21 protein-coding genes are annotated in these 22,200 nt (G+C 41.6%); 9 read left to right on the top strand and 12 right to left on the bottom strand.

What is annotated here, in order from left to right; translation table 11 throughout:
- Positions 1–53: 53 nt before the first annotated feature.
- The 7 genes from HR060_RS03555 to HR060_RS03525 all read right to left on the bottom strand — a co-directional run bounded on the left by HR060_RS03555 (position 54) and on the right by HR060_RS03525 (position 5,028).
- Positions 54–449 (bottom strand): c-type cytochrome, encoded by a 396-nt coding sequence (locus HR060_RS03555; protein WP_343044148.1) that lies wholly within the window; start codon positions 447–449, stop codon positions 54–56.
- An 81-nt stretch (positions 450–530) separates the two neighbouring features.
- Positions 531–1,811, bottom strand: coding sequence for a lipid IV(A) 3-deoxy-D-manno-octulosonic acid transferase (gene waaA / locus HR060_RS03550; protein WP_281362566.1), 1,281 nt, complete (start codon positions 1,809–1,811; stop codon positions 531–533).
- Between the two features lie 55 nt (positions 1,812–1,866).
- On the bottom strand, positions 1,867–2,691 hold the full coding sequence (locus HR060_RS03545; RefSeq protein WP_174198895.1) for a hypothetical protein: 825 nt from the start codon (positions 2,689–2,691) through the stop codon (positions 1,867–1,869).
- A 16-nt stretch (positions 2,692–2,707) separates the two neighbouring features.
- Positions 2,708–3,049, bottom strand: coding sequence for a hypothetical protein (locus HR060_RS03540; protein WP_174198894.1), 342 nt, complete (start codon positions 3,047–3,049; stop codon positions 2,708–2,710).
- A gap of 11 nt (positions 3,050–3,060) precedes the next feature.
- The gene (locus HR060_RS03535) at positions 3,061–3,699 is read right to left on the bottom strand and encodes a hypothetical protein (protein WP_174198893.1); all 639 of its coding nucleotides are present in this window, start codon (positions 3,697–3,699) and stop codon (positions 3,061–3,063) included.
- A 216-nt stretch (positions 3,700–3,915) separates the two neighbouring features.
- Entirely contained in the window at positions 3,916–4,599 is a 684-nt protein-coding gene (locus HR060_RS03530) for a PspA/IM30 family protein (protein ID WP_174198892.1), read from the bottom strand.
- Positions 4,600–4,614: 15 nt separating this feature from the next.
- Complete coding sequence (locus HR060_RS03525; protein WP_174198891.1) at positions 4,615–5,028, bottom strand: YjfI family protein; 414 nt, start codon at positions 5,026–5,028, stop codon at positions 4,615–4,617.
- A 288-nt stretch (positions 5,029–5,316) separates the two neighbouring features.
- Between HR060_RS03525 and HR060_RS03520 the strand changes: the two genes are divergently transcribed.
- The 5 genes from HR060_RS03520 to HR060_RS03500 all read left to right on the top strand — a co-directional run bounded on the left by HR060_RS03520 (position 5,317) and on the right by HR060_RS03500 (position 9,505).
- Positions 5,317–6,720: a di-heme oxidoredictase family protein gene (locus HR060_RS03520; protein ID WP_174198890.1), complete on the top strand. Its 1,404-nt coding sequence runs from the start codon at positions 5,317–5,319 to the stop codon at positions 6,718–6,720.
- Between the two features lie 111 nt (positions 6,721–6,831).
- Positions 6,832–7,248: a hypothetical protein gene (locus HR060_RS03515; RefSeq protein ID WP_174198889.1), complete on the top strand. Its 417-nt coding sequence runs from the start codon at positions 6,832–6,834 to the stop codon at positions 7,246–7,248.
- Between the two features lie 60 nt (positions 7,249–7,308).
- The gene (locus tag HR060_RS03510; RefSeq protein ID WP_174198888.1) at positions 7,309–8,502 is read left to right on the top strand and encodes a cytochrome-c peroxidase; all 1,194 of its coding nucleotides are present in this window, start codon (positions 7,309–7,311) and stop codon (positions 8,500–8,502) included.
- Positions 8,503–8,512: 10 nt separating this feature from the next.
- A complete protein-coding gene (locus tag HR060_RS03505) occupies positions 8,513–9,067 on the top strand; it encodes a hypothetical protein (RefSeq protein WP_174198887.1) in 555 nt (184 codons plus the stop codon).
- A 6-nt stretch (positions 9,068–9,073) separates the two neighbouring features.
- Positions 9,074–9,505, top strand: a complete 432-nt coding sequence (locus HR060_RS03500; protein WP_174198886.1) for a DoxX family membrane protein — start codon at positions 9,074–9,076, stop codon at positions 9,503–9,505.
- Here HR060_RS03500 and HR060_RS03495 read toward each other — a convergent pair.
- The 3 genes from HR060_RS03495 to HR060_RS03485 all read right to left on the bottom strand — a co-directional run bounded on the left by HR060_RS03495 (position 9,502) and on the right by HR060_RS03485 (position 13,178).
- A complete protein-coding gene (locus tag HR060_RS03495) occupies positions 9,502–11,193 on the bottom strand; it encodes a polyamine aminopropyltransferase (protein WP_174198885.1) in 1,692 nt (563 codons plus the stop codon). The two genes, HR060_RS03500 and HR060_RS03495, sit on opposite strands and share 4 nt — an antisense overlap.
- A gap of 77 nt (positions 11,194–11,270) precedes the next feature.
- On the bottom strand, positions 11,271–12,173 hold the full coding sequence (locus HR060_RS03490) for a DUF350 domain-containing protein (protein WP_174198884.1): 903 nt from the start codon (positions 12,171–12,173) through the stop codon (positions 11,271–11,273).
- Positions 12,174–12,197: 24 nt separating this feature from the next.
- Positions 12,198–13,178, bottom strand: a complete 981-nt coding sequence (locus tag HR060_RS03485; RefSeq protein WP_343044147.1) for a hypothetical protein — start codon at positions 13,176–13,178, stop codon at positions 12,198–12,200.
- A gap of 49 nt (positions 13,179–13,227) precedes the next feature.
- On the opposite strand from HR060_RS03485, the gene glnE reads away from it, so the two are divergent.
- The 3 genes from glnE to chrA all read left to right on the top strand — a co-directional run bounded on the left by glnE (position 13,228) and on the right by chrA (position 19,584).
- Positions 13,228–16,161: a bifunctional [glutamate--ammonia ligase]-adenylyl-L-tyrosine phosphorylase/[glutamate--ammonia-ligase] adenylyltransferase gene (glnE, locus tag HR060_RS03480; RefSeq protein ID WP_174198883.1), complete on the top strand. Its 2,934-nt coding sequence runs from the start codon at positions 13,228–13,230 to the stop codon at positions 16,159–16,161.
- Positions 16,162–16,259: 98 nt separating this feature from the next.
- A complete protein-coding gene (locus HR060_RS03475) occupies positions 16,260–18,332 on the top strand; it encodes an alpha-amylase family glycosyl hydrolase (RefSeq protein ID WP_174198882.1) in 2,073 nt (690 codons plus the stop codon).
- Positions 18,333–18,414: 82 nt separating this feature from the next.
- Complete coding sequence (gene chrA / locus HR060_RS03470) at positions 18,415–19,584, top strand: chromate efflux transporter (RefSeq protein WP_174198881.1); 1,170 nt, start codon at positions 18,415–18,417, stop codon at positions 19,582–19,584.
- 5 nt (positions 19,585–19,589) lie between these two features.
- On the opposite strand, the gene HR060_RS03465 is transcribed toward chrA, so the two are convergent.
- Together HR060_RS03465 and gorA are read right to left on the bottom strand one after the other, a co-directional pair.
- A complete protein-coding gene (locus tag HR060_RS03465; RefSeq protein WP_174198880.1) occupies positions 19,590–20,111 on the bottom strand; it encodes a fasciclin domain-containing protein in 522 nt (173 codons plus the stop codon).
- 184 nt (positions 20,112–20,295) lie between these two features.
- Complete coding sequence (gene gorA, locus HR060_RS03460) at positions 20,296–21,648, bottom strand: glutathione-disulfide reductase (protein ID WP_174198879.1); 1,353 nt, start codon at positions 21,646–21,648, stop codon at positions 20,296–20,298.
- Positions 21,649–21,795: 147 nt separating this feature from the next.
- Between gorA and HR060_RS03455 the strand changes: the two genes are divergently transcribed.
- A complete protein-coding gene (locus tag HR060_RS03455) occupies positions 21,796–22,158 on the top strand; it encodes a histidine triad nucleotide-binding protein (RefSeq protein WP_174198878.1) in 363 nt (120 codons plus the stop codon).
- Positions 22,159–22,200 lie beyond the last annotated feature (42 nt).

Genomic DNA, 22,200 nt, shown 5'->3' with positions numbered 1-22,200 from the left:
TGAAGATAATTCACACGGCTTTTTTAATCAGGTCATTGAGTAAGTAAAAACGATTACTTACCTAACATGTGTTCGATTGCAGCTTTGATTTCATCGTCTGAACAATCCATACAACCACCCTTCGCAGGCATCATACCAATACCTGAGATAGCGCTTTTAAGGATAGTATCTAAACCTTTTTCTACACGTGGAGCCCATGCTGCTTCATCAAAAGCTTTAGGCGCATTCATCACGCCAGAACCGTGACAAGCCATACAATAAGTGTTGTAAACATCTGAACCTGAACGCGCTGCTGCGTTAGCAGGTGCAGCACCCGCTACGTGTACAGAGCCAATTGGCATAGTACGTTCTTTAACGGCTTTTTGGCTTAAATCATTATCAGAAGCCATAACACTGGCACTGAATAAGGCAGCTAATGCTGCAGATAATACGAATTTAGACTGACTCACTGCATTCTCCGTGGATCTTATTTTTTAAGGCACTAAACGCCTTTCAATTTTTAAAAATTTTAAAATTGCTGTGATTATAACCTAATTTGATTCAGGTTCTAAGTATTTACTTAATAATGACAAGGTTTTATCTGTCGCTCCACCTAATTGGGCTAAAAGCAGATGACTAGCACGACCTAAATCATCTCGTTGGTTCTGGTTTTGGTTAAGTTGAATCACTTTTTCGGCTAAATCTTCGCTGCTTTTACACATTAACGCCCCGTTAACCGCCACTAACTGCTCAAAGATATGTTCAAAATTAAACACGTGGGGGCCAGACAATATGGGCTTTTTCAGTGCAGCTGGCTCTAATGGGTTATGACCGCCGTGTTCTACTAGGCTACCACCGACAAATGCTAAATCAGCAACCTGATAATAAGCCATCATCTCCCCCATAGAATCACCAATAATCACTTGGCAATCTTGAACAGTCTGTTCTGTTGAACGCTTGATCGTTGCAAAACGTTTAGCTGAGAGCTGAAAAACAGACTCAAAACGCTCAGGGTGGCGTGGAACTAAAATCAAAACAGCATTGGGATCAACTTTTAATAAAGCTTGATGGGCAGCTAAAATTTTCTCATCTTCTCCTTTATGAGTGCTGGCTGCTAACCAAATAAAGCGCTCAGCTGTTTGCCAAACTTGATTCAAGGTTCGCGCTTTGTGCAGCCATTCATCTTTCACTTTGATATCGAACTTTAAGCTACCTGCGATTTGCAGCTTAGCTTTATCTAAACCTAACTCGATAAAACGATTGCCATCAGCTTCGTATTGGGCTGAAACGAAACTAATTTGTGCCATCATTTTTGCGCTTAATGTGACGAGTTTTTGATAGCCCTTTAACGAGCGTTCAGACAGCCTTGCATTCATCAGCACAGTTGGAATTTGGTACTTATCGGCATAATGCAGCGTATTCGGCCAAAGTTCAGTTTCCATTAAGACAATTAAATCTGGCGCTAACTGTTTTAACAAACGTCTTTGTGCAAACGCATAATCAAAAGGCAAATAGTAATTTTGCACCTTATCACCAAATGCAGCCTTGACTCTATCTGAGCCCGTTGGCGTGGTAGAGGTAATAATAATTTCATAATCAGGGTACTTTTTGATAAAAGCCTGAACGATATCAATAGCAGCTAAAGTTTCTCCGACAGAAACGAGGTGAAACAATGCGCGGGGTTGATTGGTTTTTACAGGGTAATTGACGAATGCAAAACGCTCAGCAATACGTTGTCTGTAAGCTGGGTTTTTGCGCGATCTTAAGAAAAGTTTTAACAGCAAAAATGGCGTTAACAAAAACCATAAAAGGCTATAAAGCAAGCGATGCATAGATAGTTGAGCAATCTGATAAATTTAAAGGCGAAATAATAACACTAAGGCAAAGTTAAATCTGAGGATTTTTCCAAACCAAAAAACCATGGCGCAAATACCAAGGGTGGCAATCAATATGATATCCCTGTGCTTTCAAAGCTTTGGCAATCCCTACAAACCACTGCCTATGGCCCCAAGTTTTTAAATGCGCATTGAGCTGAGCTTGGTTTTTCCACTCGGAAAAAAAATCATTAATTGGCTGCCCAGGAACCATTTTGTGGATCAAGTTTTTAGGTAGTACCGTTTGAAAATCAATAGGGTCGAAGGGGGTTTTGAACCTGTATGCAAATACCATTGCTTCAATATGCCATAATTTACCTTGGCTATTTGGCTTAGCTAAGCGTCTGACCATATTTGTCACACTGTATTGGCCAAACGGGTTACATGTCCCTTCCACTAATAAACCTTGTGGTAGGATCCGCTCACTCATCGCATCATAAGCATCAATAACAGCTTGCTCTTCGTATTGCCTCAATACGTTGTAAGCGCGAATAGCGCGAATTTTTTCTTTTGGTAGCAAGGAGAAGTTAAACCCTCCCACCCGAAATGAAGTGTACTGGTCGGCAAACTGTGATGCTAAAGCCACACGGTCAGGATCAATTTCAATCCCAAGCACAGGTAAATTCGCTCGGCGCTGGCGAAAGCGAGCTGCACTTTCAAGCGTAGTGACTGGCTCGGCTCCGTATCCTAAATCGCACCATTTGGCTTGGTTGAATAGACCATCTTGGCGAGTAATGACGTTAGCGTCATATCTAAGCGTTAATACATCGATTTGTCGGAGGCGATTACGCGCAGTTTTACCACGCGTGTGTTGACCTTGAATCTTGTTAGAAAGCAAAATAGAAAAGGGCTATTTAATATTTATCTACCTGATCAGTTGCGTAATCAACCAACTCTGCCATTACTCTTTTTTTAATTTCGAGTTGGTCTTCTGCATCAATACCATAGCGTTCTGCCAGTGTATTGTAATCATCAGGTGATAAAGACACCGTCAAACGTGGACGTTTTGGGCGTTTGTTCTGAGGTAAAGCTAAAATAGTACGAATTTGATCGGTTGGACCAACACCAGCATCAATCGCTTCTCGGCGGATAACGTATTGCAGTTTTTCGTCCATATCAAATGCAACTTGTACTGCTTTAAGCGCCTTGGTGTTACTGGCCCATTTAGAAGCGAGTTTAGATTTACTCTCTGTCATGATTCATTACCTTAAATAGTGCCCGGATAAAGATCACTGATATCGGTTACTGGTCGGTGCATGGTCAATACAACATCTGTCTCGCCATTTTCCCAAACATCAATATCAATTGAAAATTTTTCATCGGCGCTGGTTAAACCATAGTAGTTTACTGGCTCAGCTTCATCATCCTCGTGCACTGGAGGTTTACCAGGACGAAAATCTTTTCGATAGAAATAACCGGATACAGCCTGCGCATGCTGAAAATATACAGGGGCTAACCAGCTAGCAAAGTCTGTGTTTTCAGTTTGAAGTGCAAGCTCTGTTGGCGTTTCGCCATCGAAGATATCGATAAAGTTATCGATATCAAACAGTGTTTCAACTTGATCACGGGTAATTTTAACCGATATGTTCAACCAAGTTTCATCATCTTCTTCAACCGACAAAAAAACTTGTAATTGAGTATTGCCTTGAAGAACAAACTCAAGCTGAGTTTGACGTTGGTATTGATAAGTATTGACTTCAGCAACCGTGAAATTTTGCTTTCTCAGTTGTTCTGGCAGTGCAAACGAATCAGAAAAACCAATCGCATCACCCTGCTTTAAATCTTGTACACGAGTTAAATGTCTTGGCTGTTCTTTTTTGCCAAAAATAGATTTAAAAAAGCTCATACATATCCACCTTATTTCTGCGCGCATGATAAGCGCATTTTTCCTATCCGTAAAACAAAAAAAGCCTCAACTCTAAGATGAGTGAGGCTCAAAGTGCAATGCTATCGATTTGAGAGCAAAAGATACCGATCCAACCAACACACTGCAGGAATCATAGTGCTATTGCTAGCTGAACCGGTATATTGCACGGGAACGTGTTCGTTACACTGTTAACGCTTACTTATTTTTTAAGCGCTCTAAAATGCTGTTTGCACTTGATTCTTGTGCGCCAATACCTGCTGCCTTTAACTTATCTTCAAGTGACTTATCACCCGATTCAGCTTCAAGCTGCTCAGCGGCATTTAATTTGTCGTCAAATGCCTGTTGCTTGGCTTTAATACGCTCTAAAGAGTCTTTAGCATTTAATAACTTGCCATTACCTGACACAAAGTTATCAGTAATTGCTGCTGTTGCTTTTTGCACGCTATCAGTAGTCTTAACCATGCTTAATTGACGCTTGTAATCAGAAACTTGGCGCTCAGATTTCTTGATTAAGTCTTTCAAACGCTCAACATTACCAATAAATTGGTCATGTGCTGTTTGCTGCTCTGCTAATTCAGCTTCTAAGCTAGCGATTTTCTCAGCAACTTCTAATGCTAATGCCTCGTTACCTTTACTTAACGCTTGTGTCGCATAACCTTCGTGTTCAGCAATTTCGCGTTTTAAACGGTCAACTTCACGTGCAGTTGCCATTTGCTTGGCCATTACTTCAGTTAAATCGCGTTTAGCTTTAGTTAAGTGATTTTCTGCATCGCGAATTTCTTGTTCAAAAATGCGTGTCGAATTGGCATCAACAATTGCTTCGCCAACTTCAGTTGCACCGCCACGTACAGCGGTTAAAATTTTCTTAAAAATACTCATTGTCATTGACTCCGCTTAGCTTAAATATTCACACATATCATCGATAACATCGACAGCGTTATCGCTTAGGACAACCAACTCGTGTTCAATGTCATCCATACTTGAGTGAATGGTTAATGCGCCAAATACCACATATTTGTTGTCTACTTTTGCAAATGAAGAAAGAGGCATTGGAATATTCATTTCCAACATAGCTTCAAGCATTTCACCACGCTTTTCACTGATCACTTCTTCTTCACCCCAAAGGTAGGTGATACATAAAATTTGATCATCTGTTACCGATACGAAGATGGGTAACTCTTCACGTCCTTCAATTGTTACTTGCAATACATCGACTTCACCCGCGATAGGTTGGCAATCGAATTTATAACCTGTGCTAGCTTGGTCACCTAAATCATTTAAGTACTGCGCTATGTTGTGAATGTTCATAATCTTCCTCTATTGGATTAAGACATATTATGTCTTGGTGTTAAAGTTAGCACTCCGACATAATATGTCAACAATAAATTTAATAATTTTCTTCAATTAAACCCGTGAATTTATAATAGGGACAGAATATGTAATTTAAAGTTTCATAAGCCGCGCAATTAAACATTTGTTTACTTTTCTATCTATTTACCCCATTGCAGTTTTGTCCGGGCTCTGACAAATTGCATAAAAAGTCTTTGCTTACAGAGACTAAGGTATTTAGCTGTTACCTTAATGTCAGGGATTTCAATGCATTTCAGCGCTTTCGTTCGTTATTCTTCTCTTCTCGCTTGTGGTGTCGTCACGCTCATCGCTTGTGATAGCTTGCGCGTGGAGTCCGCCAGTGATGCTGAATTTTCACCAGGTGGAGACCTCTCTGCCCCACCTGCATGGAAACAAGTCAAATTAGAGTCAGGTGGCGTGCTTGATGATTCACAGCTGCAAAATTTTGAGCTGGGCAAAGCAGCCTTTCAAAAAACATGGCCAACCGATGATAAAAGTCCGTTAGGCCCTCTGTATAACGCTAACTCTTGTAACGCCTGCCACTTTCAAACGAGACGAGGTAAAGAGGCAGAAGAAGGTGTGACACGCCCAACTGCATTGGTCATTCAACTAGGTCCAAACGATCACTTTGCCGATGATTACGACATTAAATACGGCAGCCAAATTCAAACGCACTCGACAGATGAAACCAAGCACCCTATCGAGTCAGAAGTATTGCTTGAATATAAAGTCATAAATGGCCGTTATGACGACGGGCAAAAATTTGAATTAAGAGACCCACAGTTTAGATTACTTAACTTTAACTACGGCCCGTTAAATCAAGAAACCGGTATTTCACCTCGATTAGCACCGAACCTAACAGGGTTAGGGTTAATTGATGCGATTAAAGACAGTGATTTACTCGACTTAGAGGACGTTGACGATAACGATGGCGATGGTATATCAGGTAAGTACAACTGGGTCACGGATATTGAAACGGGTAAATTAGATATAGGTAAATTCGGTTATAAAGCTGAGCACCCCAGCTTAAAGCAACATATTGCAGCTGAATACGCTGCTAATATGGGACTCACTAACCCAATTTACCGCCAGCTTGACTGCACGGGTCGTGAACACGCTTGCCAACCCAATCCAGAAATGAGCTCTATTTCAGTTACCTCTTCTAGCAAACTTGAAGTCGATGAAGCTAATTTAGAGCAAATTACTGCTTTTCTAAGCTTCTTAACGGTGCCAGAAACACGCTTACTCAACAAACCGAGCACGTTAAGAGGCCGTAAGCTATTTCGACAAGTTGGCTGTGATAAATGCCACACCCCAAGCTTTACTACAGATGAAAACTATCCAATCAAAGCACTTGCAGGCCAAACAATCTGGCCCTATAGCGATTTTGCGCTGCACGATATGGGCGATGGTTTAGCTGACCACACACATGAAAACTACGCCAACGGTAGAGAGTGGCGCACACCTCCTTTATGGGCCATTGGTATTGAACGCAGCACTGAAAGCCGCTTCCTACACGATGGTCGCGCTCGAACTATAGAAGAAGCGATTATGTGGCACGGCGGTGAAGCAGAAGCAAGTCGCAAGGCATTTGCCGATTTATCTCGCTCAGATAGAATCGCCATTATAGACTTTATTATGTCAATTTAGTGAAACTGACAAGCAAGATGCGCTAAACCGAGCTTTCTACGATAGGCTATAGCACCATTTGTTAAACTTTTGTTAAATTAAGTTCATTAGGAATCATAATCAATCGTATTTATGAAAAGGATAACCCTCACACTCTGCTTAATTTGGCTTTGTGCTTTTGCATCTTCAGCGTTCAGCCAAGAAAAAAATGATAAAAAAACTCACACTTTAAAATGGCTGACATCTTCAGAAGCTAAGCTGAACCAGTTTTCAACCTTGGACTTTCAATTGATTGACGTATCAGGTCAATTGTTAAAGGGTGCGGATTTTACAATAACAGGGGCAATTCCAGCGCATGCCCACGGATTTATAACCGAGCCAAAACTAATGGAAGTCAGTGCAGGTCATTATCAAATTCAAGGCTTAAAGTTTCATATGTACGGATACTGGTTACTCGAGTTAAAAACGCAAGATCACTCTTTTTCTTATTCATTTTACTTAAAGCCTGAATCTAAGGCACAGTTACACACTTTACTTAACGCACGGTAAAGCGTGATGCCTAAGGTGCGTAATCTGGCATTAATAGCTCTATGCTTAGCCTTAGTGGTTATGACATTATTTATTGCTAGTGAGCTTGTCTCTAAACCAGAGCATAAATGGAGTCAAACTGAAGAGGCAATGTTGGCGACGTTAGCCCTCTCGGATGAATACCAACAGGTACCAGAGAAATCACCACTCATTACTTTTGGCCAAGCGCTCTTTTTTGATAAAGGCCTGAGTATAAATGGTCAAGTGGCTTGTGCATCGTGCCACCAACCAGCGCTCTTTTTCACAGATGGTGAACCGTTGGCAACCAATGGTTTATTGCCAACGCCAAGGCATACGCCTAGTGTAGCCTTGCTCAATGATGCTGACTTTTTATTTTGGGACGGTAGAAAAGATAGCCTTTGGGCACAAGCGCTCGAGCCACTTGAGTCGCTCCTTGAACACGGCGCTTCACGCACGTTTTATCTGCACTACATCAAACGAAATTACCCCGAAACATATCAAGCCGTTTTTGCTGACGAGGTTAGTTTAGCCATAGCAGACGAACTACCTGCACAAGCATCCCCTGTAGCTTATCAAGACTGGCAAACAAACTGGCAGCAAATGACAGATAGACAACAGCAAGCCGTTAACCAAGTATTTAGCAACCTAGGTAAGGCACTTGCTGCTTATCAAAACAGTATTAAACTCAAACCGTCGAAATTTGATTTATATGTGCATTCACTTAAGGGTGACTCAGACACAAAAATACTCGATGAGCATGAAATTAATGGCCTCAAACTCTTTATTAGCGAAAAAACACAATGTACCCACTGTCATAACGGGGCAGCACTCACTAATCACACTTTTCAAGCAACCGCAGTACCCAAAAGCAACAATGACTTAGGTCGAATTAATGCTATTAATCAATTAGATAACGACATATTCAATTGTTACGGCCAGTTTTCAAATAAAGATAACTGCTTTCACCTCGACTATTTAAAGCGAGAGGGGATAGATTTAATCAAAGCTTTTAAGGTCCCCACACTTCGCAATATCGCCAAAACCACGCCATATATGCACAAAGGGCAGTTTGCTCAATTAAACCAAGTACTCGATTACTACAATAAGGCGAATAGACCAATACAAGAACACAGCGAAATTGTGCCTTTGGGTTTATATCCTTATCAACTTAAACAACTCGAAGCGTTTTTACTTACCCTTTCTAGTGATTATGCCAATGATGACAGTTGGTTTACTCCACTCGATTTACCTTAGGTGATCAGAAATGAAGATATTAGTTTTACTACTCAGCTTTTTCAGTTTTTCATCATCTGCACATGTTCGGTGGTTTATCGACTCAAGCCAGGTGCCCGACATGCAATTTCCCATTGATATTTGGACGGTATTTATTTCGCTCGGCGCGTTTTGTTATTTTAATGTTTGTCTCTGGTTGCAAAATAAATCGGTCGCGACACCGTTAAATTTTCAACAAAATATGCACTTAAAAACGAACCAGTTACCTTGGTTGCTATTAGTCGCCCTTCTCAACTTGCTGCTCATTTTAGGGATTTCGAAAGGCGAATTTTTTGCACCTAATCTAGGCTTACCTGTCGAGTTAATGCAAATAGGTATGGCGCTGCAACTTGCCATCGTATTTGCCACTACATTTTCTATTATCATCGCAGCTGCCCTACTGCTACTATCGACGATAGTCATGGCACAGATCTTCCCATTTATTGTGCTGATGGATTATGTATTTGAGTTAGCCGCATTAATCATTGCATTAACGCTTATTGCACCACACCTAAATAGCCGAGATGCTTGGTTAGGCGAAAAATAAAAAATAATGTCGGCAAAGCGATATGCACTTCCTGTATTAGCGACAGGGTTTGGTTTACAACTGATGAGCTTAGGCTTTAGAAATAAGCTGTTTGAGCCAGGTGCTACTATGTTGTTTTTAGAGCAGCACCCATATTACAACTTTGTGCAGCTCATGGGGTTTACTAGTTTCGAGCATATTCACTTTGTCTATTCGACGGGGTTATTTGAAGTCGTTTTTGGTCTAGCTTTAGTACTCGGGCTCGCTACTCGATTTGTCTGTGCCACTCTTTGGTCAGTATTTATAGCCGCCTCTTTAGTCTCTGGTCTAGAAGAAGTCATAGGTCATTTACCCATTTTTGGCATTTTAGTTTTATTGACCTTTAACCCACCTCAGCCGCTATACAAACTACTGATGTCTAAGTATCGTCAGCCAATCGCCACTGAGGTAAAAGCTTAATCAAATACCGTACCTTTTTGTTCTCGCCAGGCTTGGTGGTGATACTGATAAATAACATGGCTACCTAAGTCGTTAATTTTGATATCAGCAAGATTGCGGTAATAGTGTTTAGGGAACACAAATGCTGCTTGTAAAGTTGCGTCATCAAGCCAGCGCGTTTCAAACGGTAAATTCAATCCAGCGAGACGCTCTGCTAACGAGACAGGTGATTTTGAAGCCAATGTCCAACCCCATTGACCAAAGCTTGGAACATTTTGTTGATATTGCTCGACTCGAGTAAAGCCAGAGGCATTAACCGTTTTACCAATAGCGACAAATGCATTTTTAGCGTGATAAGGCGAGGTTGATTGCACCGCCATCACCCCGTCTGCTGATAACAACTGATTTAATCGCAAATAAAAATGACGAGTGTAGAGCTTGTTTAAATCAGGGTGATTAGGGTCTGGTAAATCAACAATAATTACATCGAAATACTCACCTTGGCGCAGTAGGTTATCCACCTCATTGAAGGCATCAGCATACCTTAAATCGACATTTTCGTGATTCAGTGCATTTTGACCAAGTGCTTGCATTTGCTCGGCTAGTGCCCCAGGTAAATACGTCTCTGGGTGTTGAAATAGCTCAATTAAGCTTTGGTCTAAATCAACCAAAGTGACTTTTTCAGGCTGCCATTTCAATACTTCTCTTAAGCCCAAGCCATCACCGCCGCCAATAATCAACACTTTGTGCTGACGTGCAGCAGCAGCCATTGCCGGGTGCACTAACATTTCGTGATAAATAAACTCATCTTGAGAAGAAAACTGTAATCGACCATTGAGGAAAAACTGGTGAATCGGTGCTTGTTCAGGGCCAAGAGATCGCTCAGTAAAAATAAGCTGTTGATATTGAGTCTGCTGCTGATACACCACTTTATCTTGATACAAAACATCGGTTAGCTTTTGCATCCAATGTTCGCCTTTATAACCAATGGCTATAATCAGCCCTACTACTAATAAATGGCTAGCAATAATAAGGGTTTTAAATTTGATATGGCGCCAAAATAAAAACAAGAATATGGTGCCAGCGATAACATTAACACTCGCAGTCCAAGCTGCCGCACTGCTGAGTTCAGTGCGCATTAAAATAGCTACCCAGATAGCAGCGCCGGCACCCGCGCCTATGTAATCAGCACCGTAGATAGTGCCAGCATTATGTTGTAAATGTTGACCATATAAATGCTCGCGGACACGGGCTATTAAAGGAATTTCCATGCCAATAAACAGCCCTAAAAAGATACCAACAATATAAGGCAAGTTGAGTGAAAACTGGTGGAATGTTTTAAGCCACCCTCCTTCAGGCAAAGCATCAAACGGAATGTTATACGTATCAGCTAAGATCTGAGGCAAATCGTAGGTCAAGCTAATAACCAAAGCGATGAATAAAATGGAGCTTGCTCCTAAAATCGCGATAACAACTTCTAAAATCACAAAGCCGTTAAACGCATCTTTGATTTTACGTGCGGCAAATGCCCCTAACCCCATAGATACGATCATGATGCCTATCATGGTATAAATCGCGCTCTCTACAGCGCCTAAAACGCGACCCGCATAGTGGGAAAGTAAATACTCATAAACTAAGCCACAACCGGCCAATAAAGCCATCACCAAAATAAGTAAAGCATCTTTAATAAACAGCGGGGTTATTTTCATTGGGAATAATCAGGGAAAAGTAAAGCAGAGAAGTAAGCTCAGCTTCTAACAAAAGTTAGAAGCTGAAAGATTGAGCGTTACGCCATTAGCGCAGTAAGTACGAAAGCAATAGCAATGACTAAAGCCATTTCTACCGCAGCTAAGCCAATGTTATCTTGTTGGTCAATTTCTTCAGCGACATTGATACCCGCTAAAATAAGCTTTTTCGCTATTTTAGTTAATAACCACATCAACAATGCCATCACAACAGAGATCGCAAACCAGCCGACTAAATTAGCCACAATAGCAGTTGGCTCGTAACTTAAGAAATAGCTCGCTGCCGTGACCGCCATTGCTGTCCCGATTAAATGCCCTGCATGACGGAGCGCTACTGCAATTTGACCGCCTTGTAATGCAGCTTGTAGCGAGTCACCTTGATTACATTTTGCGTAATGGCTTTCGCGTAGTCGCGTCACTAAGACCAACATCACTTGAGCAACAAAGAAACCAGATAACACAGCAATGCCCGTGTAAATATCTAAACCTTCAGCCCAAATCAATACCGAGCGAACAATAATAGCTGTTGCAATACTAGCCGCTGCATCAACAATAGCGACGGCAATGTTTTCTTGTTGGATTTCTTTTACTTTGCTGATTTCATTAAGCGCGATTTTGTCGTGTAAAATACGACCTAGCTTAATGAAGATGATACCAATGGCACCATAGGTGAATACACCAATGGCCTCGACCACATAACTGGTTGCCGCTTCACCTGTTACCGCGCCCGTTAATACAATACCAGCAGCAGCAATGCTACCTGCCATACTAATACCAAAGGCAAAGTTATCGCGTTTAGCGAGTTCATCTTTGGTGTTAACACCGATTAATAAGCCCGTCAAAAAACGCAGTGCACATAACAAAGCAATCGCGATAGACAAGTCAATGGCTAATAATGAAAGCAGCTCAGGGCTGATATATAAGAAGGGGTTAAAACTATTCATATTTTTTATCAATCCTTTTACTTATTATTTACCGCCAAAGCCGCCGCGTGAGCTGCCGCCTTTATTGCTTCTGAAACTAGAGTTATTGGAATAGTTCGACTTAAACGTAGACGAGCCTGTTCTTGAGTAATTAGAGCTAAATTGCTTGCTAGCTGCCTGAGAAGTACGACTGGCAGCCGACATTTTTGAACCACCGGTGCGCGTTTTACTATAGGCACTGGTAAACGAACCTGAACCAAACTGCTTTTTAACCCGAGATTCTGTTTTATATTGATTCTTTAACTGTGTAGGCGAAGAGTAGCGGACACGCCCATAGTCGTGGTAGTAACTATAACTGCGGCCACGTGACCAATTGTGATAATAGGTGGGACGACGTTTGCGATCGATCATATCATCGACAATGTCTATCATGGCAAAGATAGCGTACCACTCCCAAAACGATAACCCATCGTTACCCGTCTGCCAGCTGCCGTAAGCAGGGTTACCAATTAACTGTTCACCAACACCAAAGTCACTTGCACCATTGGCTGCAATTGCGGCCTCTCTTGAAATACTATTAACACGTGATAGTGCCCCTTGGCTCATATCAGCCAACACATTTACAGGGTCAGATAACGCATCATTAAATAGGCTGGTTTGGCTCGCCATATATAAATTATCGAGCTCATCTAACCTCTCTTGAGAATCGACAAAAGCATTGGGGTTAGATTTAGCCACCACAAAACGATCAACTAAGCCTTTGTACATAGAGCCATTAACCGTTGCCTCTTGTGCTAATGCTTGAGCAATGGGCTTGAGCTTAGGTTGATCTTCGACAAGGTAATCAGCATATTCTTGTAATAAAGTTGCGTTTCGGACTTGTCCTTTTTCTAGGGCTTGCTGTAAGTTAGTTAACTGATCTGAAACACGTTGTGTTCGCACATCGATATGCGCTTGTAGTGGATCACCACAAGCCGATATCAGCATAATACTGACGAACAAAATAAATAAACGTACTATCGGCACACCAATCTCCTTTATGGTTGAGTGCTTATTGTCGCTAAGGAAGCTTGCTATGTCTAATCAAGATCTTGGACAAATCTTACCTCTATCTCAATCTTGGCAAAATGTTCCCGAATTGCTTACCGAACAAGCTGAGTTTAATTGGTCTAAATTAATTCAACAAGATGAACGTTTTACAACGCTCTCGGCTGCGCTCCAAGATAAAATCAAATGGCAATTTGCTGCTAGTGACTTCATTGCCAGATCCTGTTTGCAAGATACTGATTATTTATACGAGCTTGTTACACAAGACAATATTGCCAGTAATCGCATCGAAAACATAGAAAAAACGCTTGCTGAGCGAATCGCTGCGATTAATAGCGAAGATGAACTGAACCGTTTCTTGCGTATTTTTAGACGTCAGCAAATGATGTTAATCGCATGGCGCGACTTAATAGGTGAAGCGTCGATGGATGAATCGTTTCGTCATATTTCAGCACTCGCCGACTTAAGTATCAGCTACGCCCTAACTTGGTTATCAAAACACTATCAAGCGCAATGGGGCACGCCCCTAGATTGCGATGGCAATGAGCAACCTTTACTTATATTAGGCATGGGTAAATTAGGCGGCGGAGAACTTAATTTCTCATCAGATATCGACTTAATATTTTGCTATCCAGAACGCGGCGAAACCCAAGGCGGCCGCAAAAGTTTAGATAACCAAGAGTACTTTATACGATTGGGGCGAAAGCTGATCAACAGCTTAAATAACATCACCGCCGATGGCTATGTTTATCGCGTCGATATGCGTTTGCGTCCGTATGGCGATTCAGGCCCAATGGCCATGAGTTTTGCCATGTTAGAAGATTATTACCAAACACAAGGGCGTGATTGGGAGCGTTACGCAATGCTGAAGGCTAAGGTGATCACCGCACCTGAGCACCGTCAACACGCTGCTGTTAATGAGCTTTATCAACTATTTAGGCCTTTTGTTTATCGCAAATACATCGACTTCTCTGCTTTAGAGTCGTTTAGGAAAATGAAAAAGTTGATCAGCCAAGAAGTAAAACGCAAAGGGCTGAAAAATAACATTAAGCTCGGTGCCGGCGGGATAAGAGAAGTTGAGTTTATCACCCAAACGTTTCAGCTTATTCGCGGCGGGCGAGAACAAAGGTTACGTCTGCGCTCGACTCGAGAAGCGATGACGCAGTTAAACATATTGGCTGAGTTTAGCCACGATACTTACCAAGATTTACGACACGCTTATCTATTTTTGCGCAAAGTAGAGCACATACTGCAAGAAATCAACGACGAGCAAACACAAACGCTACCCGATAACGAAATCAACCAAACACGTCTGGCGTTTTTGATGGGTTATCAAGATTGGTCGAGCTTTTATCAGGCACTGCAAGATTGGCATCACAAAGTGCATTTAGCTTTTGGCGAGTTAATTAGCCTGCCAGAAGAGCAAGCCGCAAGCGAACTCAAGTTTGATTACTGGCTAGATGGCTTAACGAGTGAAGCCATTATTGAACACATCGAAATGGAGCACCCAGAGCTTGATGCCGTGTTCATTGAGCAACAAATTAGCCAATTTAAGTTTGAGCTAACCAAACGTCGCGTCGGCCCACGGGGGCAAGAGGTCTTAACCAAGTTAATGCCAATGCTGATTGATGCCCTCTTGAATCAGCCTCAAGCACAGTTACTAATCCAACGTGTTACCGAGTTAATTGCCAAAATTGCTAGCCGCACTGCCTATCTTGAATTGCTACAAGAAAATGCAGCAGCTCGCGAACAACTGCTGACACTATTATCGTCGAGCCCTTGGATCCATCAACAGCTTTGTACTTACCCTATGCTGTTGGATGAGCTTATCGACCCCAATCAGCTTTATCGCATTTATCCCAAGGCGCAATACGCCGATGAATTAAGGCAGCGTTTGTTACGCGTTGATGAAGAAGACTTAGAAACGCAAATGGAGATTTTGCGACAATTTAAAAATGCCCAACAACTTAGGATTGCTGCAGGTGATATCACTGGTGCATTGCCTGTAATGAAAGTAAGTGATCACTTAACTTGGCTAGCAGAAGCCATACTAGAGCAAGTTGTGAATATTGCTTGGCATCAGGTCACCAATAAACACGGTGTACCTCAAGGCTTAGTGGATAGTAACGACAAAGGCTTTGCTATTTTAGGTTATGGCAAGTTAGGTGGCTGGGAACTGGGCTACGGCAGTGATTTAGATATGGTGTTTGTTCACAACCAAGATATCAATGGAATGACGGTTGCGTGTGGACAAAGCAGAGTTAAACAAAGAGAAATTGCCACTCAACAATTTTATATGCGTTTTGCCCAACGCATTATCCACATCTTTGAAACCAGAATGCACTCGGGTACGTTATACGAAGTGGATACGCGTTTACGGCCATCAGGTAATTCAGGGTTAATGGTCGCATCACTCAATGGCTTTGCCGAGTATCAAGCGAAAGAAGCCTGGACATGGGAACACCAGGCACTCGTTAGGGCTAGAGCTATCTTAGGTGATCGCGACTTGATTGCTGAATTGAACAAAGTCCGACACAATATTTTAAGTACTGCACGTGATCGCGAAGTACTGCAAAAAGATGTACGTGAAATGCGTGAAAAAATGCGTCAACATCTGGCCAAAGGCAATGAAGAAATTTTTGATATCAAGCAAGATGCTGGTGGTATTGCCGATATTGAGTTTATAACTCAGTTCCTCGTACTGGCTTATAGCGCAAAACATCCAGAACTAACAGAGTGGTCTGATAATGTGCGCATTCTCGAAACGCTCGTAGCACGTAATATTATCGAAGCCTCTACGTTGCAAAAGCTCATTGATGCCTACTTGAAGTACAGAAACCGAGGCCACCGTTTAGTACTTGCAGGAGAATCTGTGATGACACAAGCCGATGATTTCACTGAGTTGCGCTCTGCTATCAGTGCACTTTGGCATGAGTTATTAGTCGAATCACCCCAGCAGTAAAGTAGAAAATTTTATTGCATACGTTTGCATGAGAAGGCTTAGTTTGGTGAATTTGGTTATAGTTAAAACGTAATCAAATTCATAGAGTTGAGCCAATCATGCTAAAACAATTAATGGTCGCTAGCTTAGCTGCATTTGTGTCGCTAGCTTGTACATCACAACAGCCCATTAACTCTGAATCTACCTCCGTTGATAGCCAATACGATAATAACTACCTCACTCGAGACGTCCGTGATGACGTATTTTATTTTGTTATGCCCGATCGCTTTTACAATGGCGATACCAGCAATGATTTAGGCAACCCAGCTAAGCCTGAATCTTACGGTGGGTTTGACCCGAGTAAAAAAAGCCACTTTCACGGTGGTGATATGAAAGGCCTTGAAGCAAAGCTCGATTATTTGGAAGGCATGGGCGTCACTGCAATTTGGATGACCCCCATTTTAAGAAACCAAGCGGTACAAGGTGAGATCACAGGTTATCATGGATACTGGGTATTAGACTTTACCGAAATTGACCCTCACCTAGGTAGCAATCAAGATTTAAAAGATTTAATTTCAGCGGCACATACTCGAGGGATTAAAGTCTATTTTGATATCATCACCAATCACACCGCTGATGTGATCAAATTTAAAGAATGCCATGGGGCAGATGGCAGTAAATGGTCATTAGACAGTGGCAACTGCCCTTATCGTAGCCGCGCTGAAGTACGTACAAATCCATATACCGTAGTTATCCCTAAACACGCCAAAGCTATCAAAGTACCCGCTTGGCTGAATGACCCTAAGTATTATCACAACCAAGGTGACTCAACTTGGAGTGGAGAAAATTCACTTTATGGTGACTTTGCCGGATTAGATGATATCGATACCGACAACCCTAAAGTTGTTAAAGAGATGATTGATATTTTCAGTAATATCATCACCGAGTTTAAACCCGATGGCTTTCGTGTGGATACCGTCAAACACGTTAACACAGAATTTTGGGCAGCTTTTACCCCTGCGATTATGGCTCATGCAAAAGCCCAAGGCATACCAAACTTCCATGTCTTTGGCGAAGTATACAGTGGAGATGTAGAAGTACTGAGCCATTACACGACTGAGGGAAATATGCCTGCTGTCTTAGATTTTGGCTTTCAAGGCACAACCTCTGAAGTATTAGTCAAAAACAAAGGCACCAACAAACTCAGTCAACTATTTGATAACGACGATTATTACAATGATGGTGATAGTCGAGCAGATATGAACTTAAACTTTGTTGGCAATCACGACATGGGGCGTTTTAGCTACTTTCTCACTCAAAGCACTAGCGCTTTAAGCGAACAAACCGCACTTGCTAAAATTAAGCTCGCCCACGCACTTATGTATTTTAGCCGTGGTATTCCAGTGATTTATTACGGCGATGAACAAGGCTTTGTTGGCACTGGAGGCGATATGGCATCACGCCAAGATATGATGCCTTCTAAGGTACCAAGTTATAACAACCAAAGCTTATTGGGTACTCAAAAAACAACAGCCGACGATAACTTCGATAGAGAGCACCCTTTGTATCAAGCATTCGCTAACCTGAGTAACACTTTTAAACAGCACAAGGCGCTTAGAAGAGGTGTTCATATCAATCGATTGGATACCGAAGAAGAAGCTGGGGTTTATGCTTTTTCTCGTGTCGACTTAACCGATAAAGTTGAATACTTAGTATTGTTTAATACCTCTGAACAAATCATCCAACCTGAATTAGCTGCTACAGCAAATACTTATGTCGATATCGCTAATAATGAAGAGTTCAACACCAATGTAAGGAACCAAATCAGCGCTCACGTGCCGCCTCTGAGTTATCGCATTTTAAAAGCAACATCAGTAATAAAGCCCCTTCGAGTCAATCAGTTCAAACTCACTAGTCATAACAACAACGATGAATTGAGCGGTGAAGTGATATTCCAATATCAAATGACCGCCCAAATACCTACACAAGTCCCTATTTTTGAAATGACTTCATACTTGAGTGTTAATGGTCAGTTATTTGAAAAAATTGCCTTTGATAATACCCTGCCATTAACTACACACATAGATGTTAGCCAATATCCCGCAGGCACTGTGTTAAAACTTAAGACCCAGCTCAGTAATTTAGCTGGTGATGTTACTACTCAGATACATGATTTCACTGTAGTGAAATAAATAATCACGTAAAGTCAGTTAAAATGACGTCTTTATAAACTCTGCTTATAATGGCGTCATTGTTTTAGCCAATGGCTTTATCGTGAAAAATTTATTTAGTATTTTTAATCAGTTCTTTTTACTGGGTTTAATTAGTTTTGGTGGTCCAGCAGCCCATTTAGGGTATTTTCAGCGCACGTTTGTAGAAAAACTCAACTGGCTAAGTGCCAAAGAATACGCCCAGCTTGTTGCTTTAAGCCAATTCCTACCAGGCCCTGCATCTAGTCAAACAGGCTTTGCTATCGGTTTAAAACGCGGTGGTTTACTCGGTGCCATTATTGCTTTTGTCGCCTTTACCCTGCCCTCATTTTTGCTCATGCTGGCTTTAGTTTTATTTAGTCATCAGATATCGGAATCTTTATTTCTGAGCCTGGCATCAGGTTTAACTTTATTTGCCATAGTGGTTATTGCTGATGCAGTACTCACCATGAGTAAGAGCTTTTGTCAGCAGATGATCAGTAAAGTTATTCTATTTATCACTGTGCTGGCATTAATAACCATGCCAAGCTTAATGATGCAACTTGGATTATTGGTATTTGCCGCGATCATGGGTGCAGCTTTTCTTAATAAATCCCCCAGACAAGAAGCTGCTCAATCTAATGCACTTAAACAAATAAATAGCGTCTATTTACTTGCCTTTGCACTACTGCTTTTAGTTGTGTCTTGGTTATCGAACCAATCAACAGAGCTGGCTTTATTTAACCAGTTTTTCCAAGCCGGTAGTTTAGTTTTTGGTGGAGGCCATGTTGTACTACCTATGTTGGCTCCAACGGTTATTCCTGTTATTGGTCAAGAGACTTTCATGACAGGATACGCAGCAGCGCAAGCTGTACCTGGGCCAATGTTCACAATGGCAACTTATATCGGTGCGCAAATGACTCAAGCGCCTTTTACAGGTGCTTTTATTGCTACAATAGCGGTATTTTTGCCTGGTTTTTTATTGATTTTGGCTTTTTACAATAGCTGGCAAAGTTTAATGGCTAAACCTAAATTATCTGCAGCAATAGCAGGCGTCAATTCAGCGGTAGTGGGTTTATTACTTGCGACGTTAATCGGCTCAGTTATTCCGCACGCAATCACTTCTGTGCAAACGCAAATAATGGATATTCTAATGGTCATTTCAGGCTTGTTAGTCTTACGTGTTTATAAAGCGCCAGTGTTATTGCTAATAGCGGTTTTTACTGCCTATAGCTTACTACCAGCGCTAATATGAAGCGGTTAGAATTGTGGTAGTAGCACACTGCCAATTATCCAAACAATGCCATTTGTGGTTTTTACCGCTTGGCAATTAATCATCGATTGATTGACGTGAGGCTTGCGGTCAATTTGAGTTAAGAACAACTTTTGCTCCGCTAGCGTCTCGATTTTTTTAGGAAAATAAGAGCGACGCGCATCTACTTTGCCATCGACCACATGGTAAAGTAACACTGCTGTCAGAATATCCGTATCAGCTAAGATTTCATTGAGAATACTTGGCGGTATTGCATTAAAAGCATCATTAGTCGGTGCAAACACAGTCAGATTACCTTCACCATTTACCGCATCGACTAAATTAGCAGTACTTAATGCCGTAACTAGTGTACTGAGTTCAGGTGTGGCGATGGCCGCTTCTGCTATCGTGCCATCAAACTCTGTGGCTTTAGTCTTTAAACACTGAAACTTATTCCCCCAATTAGCACTGGCGGAGATAGAAAACGTGATGAGTAGTAAAGTGATTAACACGCGGGTTAATGTATTCATAAGTAGCTCCTGAATAAACAACATACAATTGTTATCAGAACCTAAAGCTGCTTAGTTCTGCCTTAGCAATTAGGTCATTGCTAACTATTACTACGCTAAATGAATTGAATCGATCATTAAAAAACCCGACGACCAGTATATGATCCATCGGGTTTGAAATTGGCTTTTTATTGCTCAGTGAAGCTTAAGTCATAGTGACAAATTCTTCAGCCGATGTTGGGTGAATCGCTACAGTATTGTCAAAGTCAGCTTTTGTTGCGCCCATTTTCATTGCAACCGCAAAACCTTGTAGTAGCTCATCTGAGCCAAAGCCAATGGAGTGAATACCCACAATTTTTTCTTCACTGCCTACGCAGACAAGTTTCATTCGTGTTGGTTGCCTGTGCTCAGTCATCGCTTGATAAAGTGCCGTAAATTGTGAGTTGTAAATAGTGACTTCACTGTCACCGTATTTATCTTTTGCTTCTTGTTCTGTTAAGCCAACTGTGCCTATTGCAGGGTGGCTAAACACGACAGTCGCCACGTTTTCATAATCGAGTTTCAATTCAGTTTTACCGTTGAATAAGCGCTCGCATAAACGACGACCAGCAGCAACAGCCACAGGTGTTAATGCCACTCGTCCGGTGTTATCACCTACTGCGTAAATACCCGGTACTTGAGTATTTTGATATTCGTCAGTTGGGATAAAACCCTTTTCATCTAATTCGATACCCGTTTCGGCTAAATTGATGTTATCTGTGGCAGGTTCACGACCAATTGCCCACAATAAACAATCGACAGGCTCCAATTGACGCCCATCTTCTAAATGCACAACTAATGAACCATCGGCTAACTTTTCTACCCTTTTTGGCTTAGCATGATTAACTAGGTTTGGCCCTTCTTTTTCCATCACCTCAACTAAGGTATCTGAAAGTACAGGGTCGAAGTTTCTAAGCGGCTTTTCTTTTCTTACCAATAAGTGTGTCTCGCTACCAAGCGCATTGAAAACGCCCGCAATTTCGACAGCAATATAACCCGCACCAACAACGGCTACGCGTTTGGGTTGTTCCGTTAGTGCGAAGAAACCGTCAGATGTTATACCGTATTGTGCACCTTCTATATCTGGTACACTCGGGCGACCACCCGTTGCAATCACAATGTGATCAGCCGTGTATTGTTGTCCGTTAACTTCTACAGTGTTTTTATCAATAAATTTGGCAAAGCCATTGATCAAGGTCACGCCATTCGCTTCAAAACCACGGCCATAAGAAGCATGAATGCGCTTAATATAAGCTTCTCTGCTATCGACGAGTTTTTGCCAATCGAGCTTATGCACTGTTGTATCAAAACCGTAATCAGCACCGTATTTAATAGCATCTGCAATCTGACCTGCGTACCACATGGCTTTTTTCGGTACACAACCCACATTCACGCAAGTTCCACCTACGTATTGGGCTTCAATAACAGCTGCTTTTTTACCTAATTTAGCTGCTCGGTTAGCACTAGCAATACCGCCACTACCGCCGCCGATTGCTAGAAAATCAAAATGAGTTTGCATACCTTTTTATACCTTGTCAGTTCATCGCTTTAACATTTGCTAAAGTATCGATATTAATAGACCGATTTACCAATAATTTAATTCAATTAAGTTAATCGATTTTTTATCTAAGTTGCTTATACTGTTGAAAAATATAAGGAGCGTCTCATGGCTGAAACCATATTTGATAAAATCATTAATAAAGAAATACCCGCAGATATTGTCTATGAAGATGATATGGCACTCGCCTTTAAAGATATCAACCCTCAAGCGCCAACTCATTTATTGATTATCCCTAAAACACAAATTGCGACGATCAACGATGTATCCACTGATAATGCGCATTTAGTCGGTCATTTGTATGTTGTGGCAGCTAAAATTGCCAAAGAACAAGGCTTTGCTGATGATGGTTATCGTGTAGTGATGAACTGTAATGAACACGGTGGGCAAACGGTTTACCATATCCATTTGCATTTGTTAGCAGGAAAGCCATTGGGCTGGCCACCTTATACAGAAACGTTAAAGGTATAGCTTCATAGAAGCAGACACAAAAAAGCCGAGCATAAGCTCGGC

Origin of the sequence: Marinifaba aquimaris (assembly GCF_013328345.1) — a bacterium.
In the GTDB taxonomy this organism is placed as follows: domain Bacteria; phylum Pseudomonadota; class Gammaproteobacteria; order Enterobacterales; family Alteromonadaceae; genus Marinifaba; species Marinifaba aquimaris.
This window is presented reverse-complemented; position numbering and strand designations above follow the sequence as displayed.

Coding starts and splice junctions, on each gene's coding strand:
- waaA (WP_281362566.1), bottom strand. CDS start 1,811: ATGCATCGCTTGCTTTATAGCCTTTTATGGTTTTTGTTAACGCCATTT.
- HR060_RS03540 (WP_174198894.1), bottom strand. CDS start 3,049: ATGACAGAGAGTAAATCTAAACTCGCTTCTAAATGGGCCAGTAACACC.
- HR060_RS03535 (WP_174198893.1), bottom strand. CDS start 3,699: ATGAGCTTTTTTAAATCTATTTTTGGCAAAAAAGAACAGCCAAGACAT.
- HR060_RS03530 (WP_174198892.1), bottom strand. CDS start 4,599: ATGAGTATTTTTAAGAAAATTTTAACCGCTGTACGTGGCGGTGCAACT.
- HR060_RS03525 (WP_174198891.1), bottom strand. CDS start 5,028: ATGAACATTCACAACATAGCGCAGTACTTAAATGATTTAGGTGACCAA.
- HR060_RS03520 (WP_174198890.1), top strand. CDS start 5,317: ATGCATTTCAGCGCTTTCGTTCGTTATTCTTCTCTTCTCGCTTGTGGT.
- HR060_RS03515 (WP_174198889.1), top strand. CDS start 6,832: ATGAAAAGGATAACCCTCACACTCTGCTTAATTTGGCTTTGTGCTTTT.
- HR060_RS03510 (WP_174198888.1), top strand. CDS start 7,309: ATGACATTATTTATTGCTAGTGAGCTTGTCTCTAAACCAGAGCATAAA.
- HR060_RS03505 (WP_174198887.1), top strand. CDS start 8,513: ATGAAGATATTAGTTTTACTACTCAGCTTTTTCAGTTTTTCATCATCT.
- HR060_RS03500 (WP_174198886.1), top strand. CDS start 9,074: ATGTCGGCAAAGCGATATGCACTTCCTGTATTAGCGACAGGGTTTGGT.
- HR060_RS03495 (WP_174198885.1), bottom strand. CDS start 11,193: ATGAAAATAACCCCGCTGTTTATTAAAGATGCTTTACTTATTTTGGTG.
- HR060_RS03490 (WP_174198884.1), bottom strand. CDS start 12,173: ATGAATAGTTTTAACCCCTTCTTATATATCAGCCCTGAGCTGCTTTCA.
- glnE (WP_174198883.1), top strand. CDS start 13,228: ATGTCTAATCAAGATCTTGGACAAATCTTACCTCTATCTCAATCTTGG.
- HR060_RS03475 (WP_174198882.1), top strand. CDS start 16,260: ATGCTAAAACAATTAATGGTCGCTAGCTTAGCTGCATTTGTGTCGCTA.
- HR060_RS03465 (WP_174198880.1), bottom strand. CDS start 20,111: ATGAATACATTAACCCGCGTGTTAATCACTTTACTACTCATCACGTTT.
- gorA (WP_174198879.1), bottom strand. CDS start 21,648: ATGCAAACTCATTTTGATTTTCTAGCAATCGGCGGCGGTAGTGGCGGT.
- HR060_RS03455 (WP_174198878.1), top strand. CDS start 21,796: ATGGCTGAAACCATATTTGATAAAATCATTAATAAAGAAATACCCGCA.